Here is a 17,096-nt window from a genome sequence, read left to right on the forward strand (position 1 = left end):
ATTTAGCTCATCTGAGCGCTTCTAGCGCCATCTGAGTTCACTTCTTGAACGCAGAAGGGGTGGCACTCAGTGCCACCCCTTCTAGAGATGCAGCCGCCTCGAAAGTGCTCATCTGAGCGCAACCCCTATCAGGGGTGGCGAGAATCACGCCGCCGGACGGGCCGGAATTCCACGATCCGGACCCTGGATCACGCCATCACAAGACAGCGGGCCGCGAACATCGCGACCCGCTTTCGCCCCACCCTCGACCGTTTCGTACGGGTTCAGCCGCCGGAGGTGTCCAGCTCGGCGTCCGCGCTCAGGCCCGAGCAGTCGTACGGGTCCTTGAGCCAGCCGTCCGGCAGGACGACCCGGTTGTTGCCCGAGGTGCGCCCGCGCGGGCCGTCGGCGCCGTCCGGCCACGACTGGTCCAGATCGAGCTCGCTCAACTGAGCGCTCAGCTCGTCCAGCGACGAGGTGATCGCGAGGCGCCCCCGCATCTCCGAGCCGACCGCGAAGCCCTTGAGGTACCAGGCCACGTGCTTGCGGAAGTCGATCACGCCGCGCGACTCGTCGCCGATCCACTCGCCGAGCAGCGTCGCGTGCCGCACCATCACGTCCGCGACCGTGCGCAGTGTGGGGCGCGCGAAGGAGTCCGTGCCCTCGAAGGCGGCCACCAGGTCGCCGAAGAGCCAGGGGCGGCCGAGGCAGCCGCGCCCGACCACCACGCCGTCGCAGCCGGTCTCCTTCATCATCCGCAGCGCGTCCTCGGCGGACCAGATGTCGCCGTTGCCGAGCACCGGGATCTCCGGGACGTGCTCCTTCAGGCGCGCGATGGCGTCCCAGTCGGCGGTGCCGCCGTAGTGCTGGGCGGCGGTGCGGCCGTGCAGCGCGATCGCGGTGACGCCCTCCTCGACGGCGATGCGGCCCGCGTCGAGGTAGGTGATGTGGTCGTCGTCGATGCCCTTGCGCATCTTCATCGTGACCGGCAGGTCCCCCGCGTTGGACACCGCCTCGTTCAGGATCGCGCGCAGCAGCGGCCGCTTGTACGGGAGCGCCGAGCCGCCGCCCTTGCGGGTCACCTTGGGCACCGGGCAGCCGAAGTTCAGGTCGATGTGGTCGGCCAGGTCCTCGTCGACGATCATGCGGACGGCCTTGCCGACGGTGACCGGGTCGACGCCGTACAGCTGGATCGAGCGCGGCTTCTCGGTCTCGTCGAAGTGGATCAGCTGCATGGTCTTCTCGTTGCGCTCGACCAGCGCCCGCGTCGTGATCATCTCGCTCACGAACAGCCCCTTGCCGCCGCTGAACTCGCGGCAGAGGGTACGGAACGGGGCGTTGGTGATGCCGGCCATGGGCGCCAGCACCACCGGAGGCTGCACGGCATGCGGGCCGATGTTGAGCGTGGTCATCCAGCCATTGTCGCGCATCCCGACGGTAATTAGTTAGACGTACTAGATGGACCATGGTCGTTAGTTAGGCGTACTATCTACGCATGCCCGATCTCAGTCCTCGGCGCCGCATGCTCGTGCTGGCCATCTGCTGCATGAGTCTGCTGATCGTCGGCCTCGACAACACGATCCTGAACGTGGCGCTGCCGACCATGCAGCGCGAACTGCACACCTCCGTCTCCGGGATGCAGTGGACGATCGACGCGTACACCCTCGTCCTCGCCTCCCTGCTGATGCTCGCGGGCTCGACCGGCGACCGCATCGGGCGCCGCCGGGTCTTCATGGCGGGCCTGGTCGTCTTCAGCCTCGGCTCGCTGCTCTGCTCGCTGGCCCCGAACCTGTCCTCGCTGGTCGCCTTCCGCGCGATCCAGGCGGTCGGCGGCTCGATGCTCAACCCGGTGGCGATGTCGATCATCACCAACACCTTCACCGAACCGCGCGAACGCGCCCGCGCCATCGGCGTCTGGAGCGGCGTCGTCGGGATCTCCATGGCCGCGGGCCCGATCATCGGCGGCCTTCTGGTCGACTCGGTCGGCTGGCGCTCGATCTTCTGGATCAACCTTCCGGTCGGCCTCGCCGCGCTGCTGCTGACCTGGCGTTACATACCGGAGTCCCGCGCGGAGCGGCCGCGCCGCCCCGACCCGGTCGGTCAGCTCCTGGTCATCGCGCTGCTCGGCTCGCTCACGTACGCGATCATCGAGGCGCCCAGCGCGGGCTGGACGTCCACGCGCATCCTGCTCTGCGCGGCCGTCGCCGCCGGTGCGCTCGCCGGGCTCCTGCGCTACGAGCCCCGGCGCCATGAACCCCTCATCGACCTGCGGTTCTTCCGCAGCGCACCGTTCAGCGGCGCCACCGTCATCGCGGTCTCGGCGTTCGCCGCGCTCGGCGGCTTCCTCTTCGTCAACACGCTCTATCTGCAGAACGTCCGGGGCCTGGACGCCCTGCACGCCGGGCTCTACATGGTGCCGATGGCGGCCGTCACGCTCGTCGTCGCACCGCTGTCCGGACGGCTGGTCGCCGCGCGGGGGCCGCGGCCCTCGCTGCTGATCGCCGGGGTCACGATGGCGGCCAGCGGGCTGCTGTTCGCCGCGTTCGACGGGGAGTCGTCGACGGGGCTGCTCTTCACCGGGTACGTCCTGTTCGGCCTCGGCTTCGGCATGGTCAACTCCCCGATCACCAACACCGCGGTCTCCGGGATGCCCCGCGCCCAGGCGGGCGTCGCCGCCGCCGTCGCCTCCACCAGCCGCCAGACCGGGCAGACGCTGGGCGTCGCGGTCATCGGCGCGGTGCTGGCGGGCGGTCTTGCGGGGACGGCCGCGCCGGGGGCGTACGCCGCGGCCTTTCCCGACGCCGCGCGTCCCGCGTGGTGGATCATCACCGGCTGCGGGCTCGCCGTGCTGCTGATGGGAGCCGCGACCAGCGGTCGGCGGGCCCGCGAGTCCGCGCGGCGCACGGCGGAGCGGTTGGAGATGGAACAGGAACTGGCTGGTTCGGCGGCGTAACGCTCCGCGGGGGGGGCGCGGATATTCGGCTGCGGACCGTGGGTGGCCGGTCGCTCCCCCAAGTTCTCGACTCCGCTCGAACAGGGGGGACCCCCATCGCGGCGGAGCCGCAAATCGACACAGCCCCGCGCCCCTTGAACGCCGCTACGCGTGCGTGGGCACCCGGGTCGAGAGCTCCTGGAGGCGGGCCAGGCGTACTCGGGTGTCCTCGTCCAGCGGTACGTAGGTGACCAGGCGCGGGCCCGACTTCGGGCCCAGCCACAGGTTGGTGTGTTCCAGGTGGAGCAGGCCGACCAGCGCGTTGCGGATGAACTTCTCGCGGCCGCCCATGCCGACCACCTCGTGCCGCGCCCAGATCTCGCGGAACTCCGCCGACCCGTTCTCCAGACGCTTGAGCAGCGTCTTCCAGGCGGGCTCGGCCAGGTGCTCGGCCATGGAGGCACGGAACTTGGCGGCCATCATGCGGTTGACGTCCGGCAGATCGGCGACCGCCGCCCGCCAGTCGTCGTTGGTGAAGGCCAGCCACATGCAGTTGCGGTCGCCGGGCGGCAGCGCGTCCAGGTCGCAGAGCAGCTTCGCGTACGTACGGTTGTACGCCAGGATGTCGTACCGGCTGTTCTGGATGCAGGCGGGCATCGGCTCCAGCTGGTCCAGCATCGCGCGCATGGCCGGTGTCACGGTGGGGCAGGGCGCGTTCGGGTTCGGGTCGCCGGTGCCGGCCAGGGCGAACAGGTGGGCGCGCTCGCTGGGGTCCATCAGCAACGCGCGCGCGAGCGCGTCCAGGACCTGCGCGGAGACCTGGATCTCACGGGCCTGTTCCAGCCAGGTGTACCAGGTGACGCCGACGGCGGACAGATGCGCGACCTCCTCGCGGCGCAGCCCGGGCGTGCGTCGACGGCGGCCGTGCGGCAGGCCGACCTGCTCGGGCGTGATGCGCTCGCGGCGGCTGCGCAGGAATTCGGCCAACTCGTGCCTGCGAACGTCGGACTGCGGTGCCACAGTGGTCATGCACACCAGGGTGCCGCACGGTCGACCCCATTGCCAGGTAGTGCGAATACCAGGATAACCAGACTCTGGTACCAGGCTGAGGAACCCGCGATCGTGTGATGCGTGAGCAACGACGTGAGTTCTGTTTCGACCGCATCCGCTACCCCACCCAGGTCCGCCACCGTCCCGGCCACCACCCCGGCCGACGTCCCGGTCATCCGTCACGAGGGCGCGGCCATCGGCGCGCTCGGGCTGTTCACCGTGCTGCTCGGCGCGGCCCTGCCACTGATCGACTTCTTCATCGTCAACGTCGCCCTGCCCGCCATGGACAAGGACCTGTCGGCCGGCGCGGCCACCTTGGAGCTGGTGGTCGCGGGCTACGGCGTCGCGTACGCCGTACTCCTGGTACTCGGCGGCCGGCTCGGCGACACGGCCGGGCGCCGCAAGCTCTTCCTCATCGGTATGGCGGGCTTCGGTCTGACCTCGCTCGCCTGCGGCCTGGCGCCGACCGCCTGGACGCTGGTCGGGGCGCGGGTCGCCCAGGGCGCCACGTCCGCGCTGATGCTCCCGCAGGTCCTGGCCACCATCCAGGCCACCACCGCCGGACCGCGCCGGGCGCGCGCGATGAGCCTGTACGGCGCGACCGCGGGCCTGTCCATGGTCGCCGGTCAGATCCTCGGCGGCGTCCTGGTGGCCGCCGACATCGCGGGCAGCGGCTGGCGCTCGGTCTTCCTGGTCAACGTGCCGGTGGTCGTCGTCGGGCTGGTGCTCGCGGTGCGCAGCGTGCCGGAGACCCGCTCGGAGCGCGCCGCCTCGATCGACGTGCCCGGCACGCTCCTGCTGGCCCTCTCGCTGATCAGCCTGCTGCTGCCGCTGACCGAGGGGCGTGCGGCCGGGTGGCCGCTGTGGACCTGGATATCGCTCGGGGTGTTCCCGTTCGCGGCGTTCGCGTTCTTCCGGACCGAGCAGCGCATCGACCGCCGCGGCGGCACCCCGCTGGTCCCGCCGAGCCTGCTGCGCCTGCCGTCCCTGAACCGGGGCCTGGCGCTGATCGTCCCGTTCTCGATCGGCTTCAGCGGCTTCATGTTCGTGATCGCGGTCGTCCTCCAGCAGGGCCTGCGGATGGGCCCGGTCGAGGCCGGTCTCGCCCTGGTGCCGATGGCGCTGGCGTTCTTCGTGGCCTCGCTGGCCGGGCCCCGCCTGATCGGGCGGTACGGCAGCAAGGTGGTCACCGTCGGCGGCCTCATCCAGGGCGTCGGCATCGCGGTCCTGGTGGCGACCGTGCACTACGGCTGGCCGGACCTGGGGATCGCGGCGCTGGCCCCGGGGGTCGCGGTGGCCGGGTTCGGCCAGGGCCTCCAGCTGCCGGTGCTGTTCCGGATCGTGCTCTCGGACGTCCCGGCGGACCGGGCCGGCGTCGGCAGCGGCGTCATGGTCACCACCCAGCAGTCGTCCCTCGCCCTGGGTGTCGCCACCCTGGGCAGCCTCTTCCTCTCCCTCGCCCCGTCGTCGGGCACCCGGGACGCGCTGGTGGTGACGCTGCTCGTCCAGCTGGCGGCGGTGGTCGTGACGGTGCTGCTGAGCCTGCGGCTGCCCCGGAAGCTGGGGGTGACGCCCGGGCGGCCGGGGTGACGCCCGGAGGTGGGGTGACAAATGACAGATGACAGATATTGAAATCTGTCATCTGTCATGTCATGGTGGATGCGGGGGTGCACACCGCACCTCCCCCTCCCCCACCCTTTTCAAGGAGTCACCGCCATGCGCACCCGCACTCTCGGCACCACCGGCCCCCAGGTCTCCGCGCTCGGCCTCGGCTGCATGGGCATGTCCGCGCTGTACGGCGAGGCCGACCGGGCCGAGTCCATCGCCACCATCCACGCCGCCCTCGACGCGGGCGTCACCCTGCTCGACACCGGCGACTTCTACGGCATGGGCCACAACGAGCTCCTGATCGGCGAGGCCCTGCGCAGCGCCCCGGCCGCCGCCCGCGAACAGGCGCTCACCAGCGTGAAGTTCGGCGCCCTGCGCGACCCGGACGGCGGCTGGGCCGGATACGACGGCCGCCCGGCGGCGGTGAAGAACTTCGCCGCGTACTCGCTCCAGCGCCTGGGCGTCGACCACATCGACGTCTACCGCATCGCCCGGCTCGACGAGAACGTCCCGGTCGAGGAGACCGTCGGCGCCATCGCCGAACTGGTCGAGGCCGGACACGTACGGCACATCGGGATGTCCGAGGTCGGCGCTCAGACCCTGCGCCGGGCCGCGGCCGTCGCTCCGATCAGCGACCTCCAGATCGAGTACTCGCTCATCTCGCGCGGCATCGAGGACGAGATCCTGCCGACCGCCAAGGAACTGGGCATCGGGATCACGGCGTACGGAGTGCTCTCGCGCGGCCTGATCAGCGGCCACTTCACCCGCGACCGGCAGCTGGCGGCCAACGACTTCCGCGGGATGAGCCCCCGGTTCCAGGGCGCCAACCTGGAGCGCAACCTGGACCTCGTCGAGGCACTGCGCAAGGTCGCCGAGCACCAGGGCGTCTCGGTCGCGCAGATCGCGATCGCCTGGGTGATGGCGCAGGGCGAGCGGTTCGGCGCGGACATCGTGCCGCTGGTCGGCGCCCGCCGCAGGGACCGCCTGGCCGAGGCGCTGGGCGCGCTCGACGTCACGCTCGGCAAGGACGACCTGGCCGCGATCGAGGCGGCGGTCCCGGCCGGCGCGGCCGCGGGCGACCGCTACCCGGCGGCCCAGATGGCGCATCTGGACAGCGAGCACTGAGTTGTCCACAGGGCCGGACCGGTGTCGTACGCGCCGGGTAACGTCAAGGTCATGAGTACGGAACCACTGACCGCCGAGCGCATCCTCGAAGCGACCGAGGAGGTGCTGCGCCGCCACGGCCCGGCGAAGGCCACGGTCGTCGACGTCGCCCGCCAGCTCGGCGTCAGCCACGGCAGCGTCTACCGCCACTTCCGTACGAAGTCGGCGCTGCGCGAAGCGGTCACCAAGCGCTGGCTGGACCGTACGACGCTGCGGCTCGGCACCATCGCGGACGACGAGCCGAAGGACGCGGAGTCGACGCTGCGCGAGTGGCTGGCGGCGCTGTTCGAGGCCAAGCGCCACAAGGCGGGCGACGACCCCCAGCTGTTCGCCACGTACGAGGTGCTGCTCGCCGAGAACAGTACGGTGGTCGAGGACCACATCGCGGACCTGGTCGCGCAGCTGGCCCGGATAGTCCACGCGGGCGTCCACCGCGGCCAGTTCACCACGACGACCCCCGACACATCAGTGGCCCGAGCCCTCTTCGACGCCACCGGCCGCTTCCACGACCCGGCATACGCACCACAGTGGCAACGCCCGGGAATCGAGGACGAGTTCGAGGCGGTGGTGGACTTGCTGATACGAGGACTGAGGACCCCGGCGAGTTAGGAGCGCCCCAAAGGGGCGCGGGGAACTGCGCGACCAGCCCCCACCGGCCCGCAGCCGAAAGCGCACCCCCCACACCGCACCCACGGCACGCCTACTGCCAGTTGGCGTACCCGGCGCTCGCGCTACCTGACCCCGTCGAGATCGTGAGCATACGAGCCGACGCCGGGTCGACGAGCGCGTCGTCGACATCCCGCACCCCCGACCCGGCCTTCCCCGCCACCCGGTACCGGGACCCCGGCGGCAACGAGACCTCCACGCTCCCCGAGCCGGAGGACGCGCTCACCCGCCGGGGCGGGGCCACGAACTCCAGCGACGCCTGCCCCGACCGGACCCGCACCTCGGCGTCGGCCGACCCGATCGCGGACCCGTTGAGGGACCCGGAGTCGACGGACCCGGTGATCGGCCCGCGTACGCCGTACAGCTTGACGCTGCCCGACCCGGCCCGTACGTCGACGGGACCGGTGAGGCCGGTGACCCGGACCGCGCCCGAGCCGTTCTTCACCTTCAGCTCGACCCCGGCCGGGACGGTCAGATCGAGCTGGACCGAGCAGTCCAGGCCCGTGACGGAGAGCAGGCCGCCGCACTCGGGCCGCAGCTTGAGGGTGTCGCCGTCCCACTCCTTGGTGACCTTGGGCTTGCGCAGCGACCAGGAAAGGCGCTCCTTGACCCGGACCTCGCCGTCCGCGCCGGGTCCGACGGTCACCTGGGCGCTGCCCGAGTCGATCTGGACGGCCCGTACCGCGTGGTGGTCGTTCGTCTCGACGCTGCTGTGACTGGCCTCGCGGCCGAAGAACTCCCCGTACAACCCGAACACGAGAGGAGCGACGACGAACAGCGCGCTGAGGGCGGCGACCAGGATCCACCACCCCCGGCGCCGCGGCCGCTCCGGCCCCGGACCGGAAGCGGGGCCAGGGCCGGGGCCGCTCTCCGTGCGTATGCCCGTGCCCGTGCCCGTGCTCACGACCCGCCGTCCAGGAACCGCAGAACGGCCAGGACGCGGCGGTGGTCGCCGTCGGCCACGGGCAGGTCGAGCTTGGCGAAGATGCTGTTGATGTGCTTGGCGACCGCGCTCTCGCTGACGACCAGCTGCTCGGCGATGCCCGCGTTGGAGCGGCCCTCGGCCATCAGGGCGAGGACTTCGCGCTCGCGCGGGGTGAGGCGTTCCAGCGGGTCGGCGCCGCCGCCCCGGCGCAGCAGCAGCTGGGCGACGACCTGCGGGTCGAGCGCGGTGCCGCCGCCCGCGACCCGCTTGAGCGCGTCGATGAACTCCTCGACGTCGGCGACCCGTTGCTTGAGCAGATAGCCGATGCCACCGGTCTGCGCGGTGAGCAGATCGGCCGCGTACCGCTCCTCCACGTACTGCGAGAGCAGCAGTACGGACGTGTCCGGCCACTGCTGACGGATCATCAGAGCGGCGCGTACGCCTTCGTCGGTGAAGCTGGGCGGCATCCGGACGTCGACGAGCGCGAGCCGCGGGCGGTGTTCCTCGACGGCGGCCAGCAGCCCCTCGGCGTCCTCCGTCTCGGCGGCGACCTCGAACCCCGCCATCTCCAGGACCTTGACCAGTCCTATCCGCAGCAGCACCGAATCCTCGGCGATCACAGCCCGCACGGCAACTCCACAGTGATGACAGTCGGGCCCCCGAGGGGGCTGTTGATCCGGATGGTTCCGTCCACGGACCCTACGCGCTTGGCGAGACCCCGCAGTCCGGTGCCGCCCGCCGCGTCCGCGCCGCCGACCCCGTTGTCCGAGACCGTGATGCGCAGCAGGCCGTCGCGGCAGCGGACCTGGACGGAACAGCGCGTCGCGCGGGCGTGCTTGGCGACGTTCGCCAGCGCCTCGGAGACGACGAAGTAGGCGACGGCCTCGACGGTCGGCGCCGGGCGGCGGTCGAGGTCGACGGTGAGCTCGACCGGGAGCGGAGCGCGGGCGGCGATGCCGGAGAGCGCCGCGTCCAGGCCCCGGTCGTCCAGGACGGCCGGGTGCAGGCCGCGCACCAGGTTGCTGAGCTCCTCGATGGCCTCCTTGGCCTCGCGGTGCGCCTCGTCGATGACGGCCCGGGCGTCGGGCGGCAGATCGGTGAGCGTGGCGCGGGCCAGGCCCAGGTTCATGGCGAGCGAGACGAGCCGCTGCTGGGCGCCGTCGTGCAGATCGCGCTCGATACGGCGGCGTTCGGCGTCGGCGGCGTCCAGCACTCCGGCCCGGCTCTCGGCCAGCGTCTCGACCCTGCGCTCCAACTCCTTGGCTCGGTTGGGGCCGAGCAGGGCGGCCCCCGCGTGGGCGTCGAGGCGGACGGTGGCGGCGGCGAACCAGGGCGTGACGAACAGCAGCAGGACGCCGACGACGGTGAGCAGGACGTACTCGTCGGTCCAGCCCGGCATCCGGTCGTCCATCGGCAGCGCCCACACCCAGGAGAAGACCAGCGTCCCCGCCAGGGCCGCCGCCCACGAGCAGACCACCAGCACACCGGCCGCCGCCGCGAGCGGGGCGACCAGGAGGTGGTAGCCGTACTGCCGCCAGGTCGACTCCGACCGCAGCCGCTCGACGAGTCCGCGCCAGCTCAGCCTGCGGCTGCGCCAGGCGATGTGCGGCACGTCCAGGCCGAGCAGCGACCAGAAGCGGCTGCGCTGGAGGGTGGTGAGGAGTGGATTGACGGCGAGGACGAACAGCAGGGCGCTGGGGGTGTGTCCGGGCGCCGCGACCATGTACGTGAAGGCGGCCGCGGCGGGCAGCGCGAGGGGTACGCCTGCCACGGCGAAGGTGGTGTTGCGCCAGGCCCACGCCGACCAAGGGGCGTGTGCGGCGGCCCAGTCGAATGCGCGCCGCAGCGGGCCGGGAGTTGCCATGTGCATACCGTAAATGCCCAGGTCGGGGCCGCGCCATCACGCTGCTGCCCGCCCGGGGGTATAGCTGGCACCACCCCCGGTTCGGACAGCCGCGCTACTGACCGGGGCGGCCGAAAAGACGAGGCTTGTCACTGCACCCGGCGGACAGGCCTCCGGGCCGGAAGGAGCCGCGCCGCCATGACGCTCGTCGCCCCGCAGATCCGCACCCGCCGTACGACGTCCCGTACCGGTGCCGGTGTCGCGGGCCTTCGCCGGCCGCGTCTGGCGACGCTGCTGACGGGGGCGGGGGTCGCGCTGCTGCCGTGGATGATCGTGCTGGCCCGGACGCTGCCGCAGACCACGGAGGTCTCCAACTGGTCCACGGCCTGGATCGGTCTCGACGCGCTGCTCGCGATCGGCCTGACCGGAACGGGCGCCCTGCTCAAGCGAGGTGACGCCCGGGTGGGGCAGGCGGCAGCGGCGACGGGGGCGTTGCTGCTGGTGGACGCCTGGTTCGACGTGACGACTTCGGCCCCGGGCCCGGAGTTCACCACGTCCGTGATCCTGGCCCTCTGCGCGGAGCTGCCCCTCGCGGTGGCATGCGGCGTGCTGGCGGCGCGGCGGGCGTAAGGGGGGTGCGTTTTCGTCTGCGGACCGTGCTGGGCTGAGCGCGCAGTTCCCCGCGCCCCTTAAGGCAAATGGTCTGGCCCCGTACCACCTGCTCGGCGGTACGGGGCCAGACCTTTGCCCGAATCAGCAACCCAGCAGTCGGCTACCGAGGTAGGACTGGATCTGGTCCAGGGACACGCGCTCCTGGGACATCGTGTCCCGCTCCCGCACGGTCACCGCGTTGTCGTCGAGCGTGTCGAAGTCGACGGTGACACAGAACGGCGTACCGATCTCGTCCTGGCGACGGTAACGGCGACCGATCGCGCCCGCGTCGTCGAACTCGATGTTCCAGTTCTGCCGCAGGTCCGCCGCGAGCCCCTTCGCCTTCGGCGACAGCTGCGGGTTGCGCGACAGCGGCAGCACCGCGACCTTGACCGGCGCCAGGCGCGGGTCGAGGCGCATCACGGCGCGCTTCTCCATGACGCCCTTGGCGTTGGGCGCCTCGTCCTCGCTGTAGGCGTCGAGGAGGAAGGCGAGCATGGAGCGGCCGACACCGGCGGCGGGCTCGATGACGTACGGGGTCCAGCGCTCACCGGCCTCCTGGTCGAAGTACGACAGGTCGCTGCCGGACGCCTTGGCGTGCGCCGAGAGGTCGTAGTCGGTGCGGTTGGCGACACCCTCCAGCTCGCCCCACTCGCTGCCGCCGAACTGGAAGCGGTACTCGATGTCGGCGGTGCGCTTGGAGTAGTGGGAGAGCTTCTCCTTCGGGTGCTCGTACCAGCGCATGTTCTCCTCGCGCAGGCCCAGGCCCGTGTACCAGTTCCAGCGCTCCTGCATCCAGTACTCCTGCCACTTCTCGTCCTCGCCCGGCTTGACGAAGAACTCCATCTCCATCTGCTCGAACTCGCGGGTGCGGAAGATGAAGTTGCCGGGCGTGATCTCGTTGCGGAAGGACTTGCCCATCTGGGCGATACCGAACGGCGGCTTCTTGCGGGAGGTCTGCTGGACCTGGCCGAAGTTGGTGAAGATGCCCTGCGCGGTCTCGGGACGCAGGTAGGCGACGGAGCCGCTGTCCTGGGTCGGGCCGAGGTGGGTGGAGAGCAGACCCGAGAAGTTCTTGGGCTCGGTGAAGGTGCCCTTGTTGCCGCAGTGCGGGCAGCTGAGGTCGGCGAGGCCGTTCGCGGGCTCCTTGCCGTGCTTCTCCTCGTACGCCTCGATCAGGTGGTCCGCGCGGAACCGCTTGTGGCAGGAGGTGCACTCGGTGAGCGGGTCCGTGAAGGTAGCGATGTGGCCGGAGGCCTCCCAGACCTCGGTGGCCAGGATCACCGACGAGTCGATACCGACGACGTCCTCGCGCGAGGTGACCATGTAGCGCCACCACTGGCGCTTGAGGTTCTCCTTCAGCTCGACACCCAGCGGCCCGTAGTCCCAGGCGGCACGCTGACCACCGTAGATCTCGCTGCACGGGTAGACGAAGCCACGGCGCTTGCTCAGGTTGACGATGGTGTCGATCTTGTCGGCGGCCACGGTGCTCTCTTCATTACGACGACGACGAACGGCGAATGCCCCAGGGTAGCGGCGGCCTGCACCCCTGGATCAAATCGGTATCCGGGACCGGCGCAGACGAAGGGTCGCCGAGAGGCCGCCGAGGGGTCGCGGACGGGTCGCGGACGGGCTCGGAGGGTGACCCGGCGAAGGGTTCGGGCCATCGCTTGACGAGGGCTTGGCCAGGGCTTGACGGGCTGTTGTTGACAATCGTTTCCAATTTTGTTGAAAATGAGTGTCATGAACGTACGACGCCTCATATCCGCCGCCGCCCTGTCCAGCGCCGTGGTCCTCGGCCTCACCGCGCTGACCGCGTGCTCGGGCTCGTCCACCGCGGGCAAGAAGGACGGCAAGCTCGACGTGGTGGCGTCGTTCTACCCGATGCAGTACCTGGCCGAGCAGATCGGCGGCTCGCACGTCGCCGTCTCCAACCTCACCAAGCCGGGCGTCGAGCCGCACGACCTGGAGCTCAGCCCCAAGCAGACGGCCTCGCTCGGCGAGGCGGACGTCATCGTCTACCTCAAGGGCATCCAGCCCGCCGTGGACAAGGCCATCGACCAGTCCGGTGTGAAGCACACCGTCGACGCGGCGGGCCTCACCAAGCTGGAGGACCACGGCACCGAGACCGGCCCGGGCCACGAGGGCCACGCGCACCAGGGCGACAACGAGGCCGGCGCGGACCCGCACATCTGGCTGGATCCGGTGAAGTACGCCGAGGTCGCCAAGGGCGTCGGCAAGGCCCTGGAGCAGGCCGACCCGGACCACGCGGCGGACTACAAGAAGAACACCGACACCGTGGTGAAGAACCTCGGCACGCTGAACGACAAGTTCGCGGCGGGCCTGAAGACCACCGCCACCAAGACGTTCATCACCACCCACTCCGCCTTCGGCTACCTCGCCGAGCGCTACGGGCTGACCCAGGAGGGCATCGCCGGCATCGACCCCGAGGCCGAGCCCAGCCCCGCCCGGATCAAGGAGCTCCAGTCGCTGGCGAAGAAGGACCACGTCAACACCGTCTTCTTCGAGACACTGGCCAGCGACAAGACCGCCAAGACCCTCGCCAGGGACACCGGCCTGAAGACGGATGTCCTGGACCCGCTGGAGGGCATCACCAAGAAGTCCAAGGGCGCCGACTACATCGCGGTCCAGGAGTCCAACCTGGCCGCGCTCCAGAAGGCGCTCGGCGCGAAGTGACCGCCCCCGCAACCCCTTTCCCGTCCGCATCCGGCGCATCGGAGGCAGCAGCGATGGAAGCAGCAGCGATGGAACCCGTCATATCCCTGCGCGGGGCCACGGCCACGCTGGGCTCGCGTCCGGTGCTGCGCGGCATCGACCTCACCGTCGCGCGCGGCGAGGTCGTCGCACTGCTCGGCGCCAACGGCTCGGGCAAGTCCACCGCCGTGCGCTCGGTGATCGGCCAGGTGCCGCTCACCGGTGGCGCGATCGAGCTGTTCGGCACCGAGCTGAAGCGGTTCAAGGACTGGGCGCGGGTCGGCTACGTACCGCAGCGCACCACCGCCGCGAGCGGTGTCCCCGCCACGGTCCGCGAGGTCGTCTCCTCGGGCCGTCTGTCCCGTACGAAACTGGGCCTGCTCTCCAAGGCGGACCGGGCGGCCGTGCGCCGGGCCATCGAGCTCGTCGGACTCGCCGACCGCGCCAAGGACTCGGTCAACGCGCTCTCCGGCGGCCAGCACCAGCGCGTCCTGATCGCCCGCGCGCTCGCCTCCGAGCCCGAGCTGCTGATCATGGACGAGCCGATGGCGGGCGTCGACCTGGCCAGCCAGGAGATCCTCGCCGCGACCCTGCGCGAGCAGGTCGCGGGCGGCGCGACCGTGCTGCTCGTGCTCCATGAACTCGGCCCGCTGGAGCCCTTGATCGACCGCGCGGTGGTGCTGCGCGACGGCTGCGTCACCCACGACGGCCCGCCGCCCAAGGCCACCGGCCAGCACGCCCTGCCGGGCCACGACCACGTCCACCCCCACTCGGCCGCCGAGCCGATCCGTACAGGACTGCTGACCTGATCATGGAAATCCTCCAGACCGCCTTCATGCAGCGGGCGCTCATCGCGGCCGTCCTGGTCGGCATCACCGCCCCCGCCGTCGGCATCTACCTGGTGCAGCGCCGCCAGGCCCTGATGGGCGACGGAATCGGCCATGTCGCGATGACCGGCGTCGGCCTCGGCTTCCTGCTCAACAGCAGCCCGGTGTGGATGGCGACGCTCGTCTCCGTCGTCGGCGCCGTGACGATGGAGCTGATCCGCGCGTACGGCAAGACGCGCGGCGACATCGCGCTCGCCATGCTCTTCTACGGCGGCATGGCGGGCGGTGTGCTTCTGGTCAACCTCTCGGACACCGGCTCCAACGCCAACCTCTCCTCGTACCTGTTCGGCTCGCTCTCCACCGTCTCCGACTCGGACGTCACCTCGATCTGCCTGCTCGCGGCCTTTGTGGTGCTGGTCACGGTCGGTCTGCGGCGGCAGCTGTTCGCGGTGAGCCAGGACGAGGAGTTCGCCCGGGTCACCGGGCTGCCGGTGCGGGCGCTCAACCTGCTGATCGCGGTGACCGCCGCGATCACCGTCACGGTCGCGATGCGGGCCGTCGGACTGCTGCTCGTCAGCGCGCTGATGGTGGTGCCGGTCGCGGCGGCCCAGCAGATCTCGCGCTCGTTCGTGGTGACGTTCGTCCTCGCGGTGGTCATCGGTACGACGGTCACGCTGGCCGGAACGGTCACCTCCTACTACCAGGACGTGCCGCCCGGTGCGACGATCGTGCTGCTCGCCATCGGCGCGTTCATCGCCCTGACCGCTCTCGCCGCCCCCTTGGCGCGACGGCGCGCGCGGGTGGCCGAAAGTGCCGCGCGGGAGTGCACCCTGGAGGTACCGGGGGCACGGAGCGCGGCGGACGAGGCCACGGTCTGACCCCGACCTGGCACAATGGCCCGACGACGTGAGCGGGCGACGGCAAGGAGGCACCTGTGGCGACGGCTGGACCACCTGTACGCGGACGGTCCACCCGGCAGCGGGCCGCCGTGGCGGCGGCCCTCGACCAGGTGGACGAGTTCCGCAGCGCGCAGGAGCTGCACGACATGCTCAAGCACCGGGGCGACTCGGTGGGGCTCACCACCGTCTACCGCACCCTGCAGTCCCTCGCCGACGCCGGTGAGGTCGATGTGCTGCGCACCAGCGACGGCGAGGCCGTCTACCGCCGCTGCTCCTCCGGCGACCACCACCACCATCTGGTCTGCCGGGTGTGCGGCAAGGCGGTCGAGGTCGAGGGCCCGGCGGTCGAGAAGTGGGCCGAGGCGATCGCCGAACAGCACGGCTTCGTGAACGTGGCGCACACCGTGGAGATCTTCGGTACGTGCGAGGAGTGCGCGGCGAAGTAGTCGGCGTACACGCAGCGAGGGGGTGCGGGCCATGGTGGCCCGCACCCCCTTTCGCATGCCCCGGCTCACCCTCCCCGGCCGCACCCTTAGCTGTTTGCCGTCACAAACAGCACGTCCGGTTCTGTGTCGGGGCCATCTAGCACGGTTTCCAGCCGCTCCACGCTCCTTCAGGCCATAGTCCAGGAAAATAAGAAACCGTCGGGTTGGTTTCTGTAAAATCGCATACGCATGCCATGCCCAGCCCATGCCTATGCCCCTGCCGGACAACGGAGTGACACAATGAGCAAGCAGCAACGGGCGGAGCGGACGCGTCAGACGCTGATCCTCGCCGCGGCGGAAGTGTTCGACGCGGACGGCTTCGCACCGTCCTCACTGACCGCGATCAGTACCCGGGCCGGCGTCAGCAACGGGGCGCTGCACTTCCACTTCGTCAGCAAGAACGCCCTGGCCGAGGCGGTCTGCGAGAGCGCGATGGCGTCGCTGCGGCAAATCGCCCGCCCCCGGGAGGCCGGTCACGGACGGGCGCTCCAGGTGCTCGTCGACACCACACACGCGCTGGCGTTCCGGCTCGGCGACGACGTGGTGCTGCGCGCCGGGTTCGGGCTCAGCTCCGACGCGACCTGGAAGGGCTCGACCGATCTGCGCCAGTACTGGGTCGACTGGGTCGGCGAGGTCCTGACCGGTGCGGCCGCCGAGGGGGCACTGGCCGAAGGGGTCGTCGTGGACGACGCCAAGGCGGTGATCGCGGCGACGACCGTCGGGTTCGAGACGATGGGGCGCGCCCAGCCGCGCTGGTTCTCGCGCCAGATGTTCGGCGGGTTCTGGCGCCTGCTCCTCCCCCGCCTGGCCCGCCCCGAGGCCCTGGACGCCCTGCGCCCGGACGGCAGCCCGGGCCTGATGGCGGCGCTGAGGCCGGACGGCACGTCGGGGATGACACCCGCGCTCGCGTAGGCCTTTAGGGGCGCGGGGAACTGCGCGACCAGCCACGCACGGCCCGCAGCCGAATTCAGAAAACAACAACTCGCGTTCCGCAAGAATTTCGCGCAATTCCCCTTGGTGGGGCAGCGGCGGCGCAGCCGCCCGACCCGAGGCGCCCGGGCCGTCAAAACCCCTGCACAGAAGGGGTTTTGACGGCCACGTCCGCACCCCGCCACGCACGTGCCATCACCCGACGGTGGACAACTGCGGAGTAACGCCAGATACGTTCCCTCCAGGATGCTTCGAGGGTGGCGCAGTACAAACCACTGGCGTTCCGTTCCGATCTTTTCCGCTCAGCACCCGCAAGTTGAGGAGCCGTCGTGCGCAAGGTGCTCATCGCCAACCGTGGCGAAATCGCTGTCCGCGTTGCCCGAGCCTGCCGGGACGCCGGGATCGCCAGCGTAGCCGTCTAC

The 17,096-nt window shown here is 70.7% G+C and carries 17 protein-coding genes; 11 read left to right on the forward strand and 6 right to left on the reverse strand.

Annotation, left to right across the window (positions count from 1 at the left end):
- Window positions 1-263: 263 nt before the first annotated feature.
- On the reverse strand, window positions 264-1,409 hold the full coding sequence (gene dusB / locus ACGFRG_RS25730; protein WP_361428971.1) for a tRNA dihydrouridine synthase DusB: 1,146 nt from the start codon (window positions 1,407-1,409) through the stop codon (window positions 264-266).
- 65 nt (window positions 1,410-1,474) lie between these two features.
- Between dusB and ACGFRG_RS25735 the strand changes: the two genes are divergently transcribed.
- Window positions 1,475-2,932, forward strand: coding sequence for an MFS transporter (locus ACGFRG_RS25735; protein ID WP_393267642.1), 1,458 nt, complete (start codon window positions 1,475-1,477; stop codon window positions 2,930-2,932).
- 144 nt (window positions 2,933-3,076) lie between these two features.
- On the opposite strand, the gene ACGFRG_RS25740 is transcribed toward ACGFRG_RS25735, so the two are convergent.
- Window positions 3,077-3,940 (reverse strand): helix-turn-helix transcriptional regulator, encoded by an 864-nt coding sequence (locus tag ACGFRG_RS25740; RefSeq protein ID WP_361428975.1) that lies wholly within the window; start codon window positions 3,938-3,940, stop codon window positions 3,077-3,079.
- A 195-nt stretch (window positions 3,941-4,135) separates the two neighbouring features.
- On the opposite strand from ACGFRG_RS25740, the gene ACGFRG_RS25745 reads away from it, so the two are divergent.
- The 3 genes from ACGFRG_RS25745 to ACGFRG_RS25755 all read left to right on the forward strand — a co-directional run bounded on the left by ACGFRG_RS25745 (window position 4,136) and on the right by ACGFRG_RS25755 (window position 7,342).
- A complete protein-coding gene (locus ACGFRG_RS25745) occupies window positions 4,136-5,551 on the forward strand; it encodes an MFS transporter (RefSeq protein ID WP_393267680.1) in 1,416 nt (471 codons plus the stop codon).
- A gap of 126 nt (window positions 5,552-5,677) precedes the next feature.
- On the forward strand, window positions 5,678-6,694 hold the full coding sequence (locus ACGFRG_RS25750) for an aldo/keto reductase (RefSeq protein ID WP_393267645.1): 1,017 nt from the start codon (window positions 5,678-5,680) through the stop codon (window positions 6,692-6,694).
- Window positions 6,695-6,745: 51 nt separating this feature from the next.
- Complete coding sequence (locus ACGFRG_RS25755; protein ID WP_361428979.1) at window positions 6,746-7,342, forward strand: TetR family transcriptional regulator; 597 nt, start codon at window positions 6,746-6,748, stop codon at window positions 7,340-7,342.
- Between the two features lie 91 nt (window positions 7,343-7,433).
- On the opposite strand, the gene ACGFRG_RS25760 is transcribed toward ACGFRG_RS25755, so the two are convergent.
- The 3 genes from ACGFRG_RS25760 to ACGFRG_RS25770 are packed head-to-tail and all read right to left on the reverse strand — an operon-like array spanning window position 7,434 to window position 10,194.
- Entirely contained in the window at window positions 7,434-8,303 is an 870-nt protein-coding gene (locus tag ACGFRG_RS25760) for a hypothetical protein (RefSeq protein WP_393267648.1), read from the reverse strand.
- Window positions 8,300-8,953 (reverse strand): response regulator transcription factor, encoded by a 654-nt coding sequence (locus tag ACGFRG_RS25765; protein WP_361428983.1) that lies wholly within the window; start codon window positions 8,951-8,953, stop codon window positions 8,300-8,302. The genes ACGFRG_RS25760 and ACGFRG_RS25765 overlap by 4 nt, the downstream gene beginning before the upstream one ends.
- Window positions 8,941-10,194, reverse strand: a complete 1,254-nt coding sequence (locus ACGFRG_RS25770; protein WP_393267651.1) for a sensor histidine kinase — start codon at window positions 10,192-10,194, stop codon at window positions 8,941-8,943. Before ACGFRG_RS25770 ends, ACGFRG_RS25765 begins: the two co-directional genes overlap by 13 nt.
- Before the next feature lie 171 nt (window positions 10,195-10,365).
- Between ACGFRG_RS25770 and ACGFRG_RS25775 the strand changes: the two genes are divergently transcribed.
- Complete coding sequence (locus ACGFRG_RS25775; protein WP_361428987.1) at window positions 10,366-10,797, forward strand: hypothetical protein; 432 nt, start codon at window positions 10,366-10,368, stop codon at window positions 10,795-10,797.
- Between the two features lie 123 nt (window positions 10,798-10,920).
- Here ACGFRG_RS25775 and ACGFRG_RS25780 read toward each other — a convergent pair whose 3' ends face one another.
- On the reverse strand, window positions 10,921-12,303 hold the full coding sequence (locus tag ACGFRG_RS25780; RefSeq protein WP_393267654.1) for a glycine--tRNA ligase: 1,383 nt from the start codon (window positions 12,301-12,303) through the stop codon (window positions 10,921-10,923).
- A gap of 258 nt (window positions 12,304-12,561) precedes the next feature.
- Here ACGFRG_RS25780 and ACGFRG_RS25785 point away from each other — a divergent pair, with 258 nt between their 5' ends.
- The 6 genes from ACGFRG_RS25785 to ACGFRG_RS25810 all read left to right on the forward strand — a co-directional run.
- On the forward strand, window positions 12,562-13,515 hold the full coding sequence (locus tag ACGFRG_RS25785; RefSeq protein ID WP_361428989.1) for a metal ABC transporter substrate-binding protein: 954 nt from the start codon (window positions 12,562-12,564) through the stop codon (window positions 13,513-13,515).
- Between the two features lie 53 nt (window positions 13,516-13,568).
- Complete coding sequence (locus ACGFRG_RS25790; RefSeq protein WP_361428991.1) at window positions 13,569-14,342, forward strand: metal ABC transporter ATP-binding protein; 774 nt, start codon at window positions 13,569-13,571, stop codon at window positions 14,340-14,342.
- Window positions 14,343-14,344: 2 nt separating this feature from the next.
- Window positions 14,345-15,238, forward strand: a complete 894-nt coding sequence (locus tag ACGFRG_RS25795; RefSeq protein ID WP_361428993.1) for a metal ABC transporter permease — start codon at window positions 14,345-14,347, stop codon at window positions 15,236-15,238.
- A gap of 56 nt (window positions 15,239-15,294) precedes the next feature.
- Window positions 15,295-15,705 (forward strand): transcriptional repressor, encoded by a 411-nt coding sequence (locus tag ACGFRG_RS25800; protein ID WP_361428995.1) that lies wholly within the window; start codon window positions 15,295-15,297, stop codon window positions 15,703-15,705.
- 279 nt (window positions 15,706-15,984) lie between these two features.
- Complete coding sequence (locus tag ACGFRG_RS25805) at window positions 15,985-16,656, forward strand: ScbR family autoregulator-binding transcription factor (RefSeq protein ID WP_361428997.1); 672 nt, start codon at window positions 15,985-15,987, stop codon at window positions 16,654-16,656.
- A gap of 347 nt (window positions 16,657-17,003) precedes the next feature.
- Window positions 17,004-17,096: biotin carboxylase N-terminal domain-containing protein (locus ACGFRG_RS25810; RefSeq protein ID WP_280842533.1), on the forward strand; the 93-nt coding region annotated here is incomplete at its 3' end.

It is taken from the genome of Streptomyces sp. NPDC048696 (genome assembly GCF_043198895.1).
In the GTDB taxonomy this organism is placed as follows: domain Bacteria; phylum Actinomycetota; class Actinomycetes; order Streptomycetales; family Streptomycetaceae; genus Streptomyces.

Coding starts and splice junctions, on each gene's coding strand:
- dusB (WP_361428971.1), bottom strand. CDS start 1,409: ATGCGCGACAATGGCTGGATGACCACGCTCAACATCGGCCCGCATGCC.
- ACGFRG_RS25735 (WP_393267642.1), top strand. CDS start 1,475: ATGCCCGATCTCAGTCCTCGGCGCCGCATGCTCGTGCTGGCCATCTGC.
- ACGFRG_RS25740 (WP_361428975.1), bottom strand. CDS start 3,940: ATGACCACTGTGGCACCGCAGTCCGACGTTCGCAGGCACGAGTTGGCC.
- ACGFRG_RS25750 (WP_393267645.1), top strand. CDS start 5,678: ATGCGCACCCGCACTCTCGGCACCACCGGCCCCCAGGTCTCCGCGCTC.
- ACGFRG_RS25755 (WP_361428979.1), top strand. CDS start 6,746: ATGAGTACGGAACCACTGACCGCCGAGCGCATCCTCGAAGCGACCGAG.
- ACGFRG_RS25770 (WP_393267651.1), bottom strand. CDS start 10,194: ATGCACATGGCAACTCCCGGCCCGCTGCGGCGCGCATTCGACTGGGCC.
- ACGFRG_RS25775 (WP_361428987.1), top strand. CDS start 10,366: ATGACGCTCGTCGCCCCGCAGATCCGCACCCGCCGTACGACGTCCCGT.
- ACGFRG_RS25785 (WP_361428989.1), top strand. CDS start 12,562: ATGAACGTACGACGCCTCATATCCGCCGCCGCCCTGTCCAGCGCCGTG.
- ACGFRG_RS25790 (WP_361428991.1), top strand. CDS start 13,569: ATGGAAGCAGCAGCGATGGAACCCGTCATATCCCTGCGCGGGGCCACG.
- ACGFRG_RS25795 (WP_361428993.1), top strand. CDS start 14,345: ATGGAAATCCTCCAGACCGCCTTCATGCAGCGGGCGCTCATCGCGGCC.
- ACGFRG_RS25805 (WP_361428997.1), top strand. CDS start 15,985: ATGAGCAAGCAGCAACGGGCGGAGCGGACGCGTCAGACGCTGATCCTC.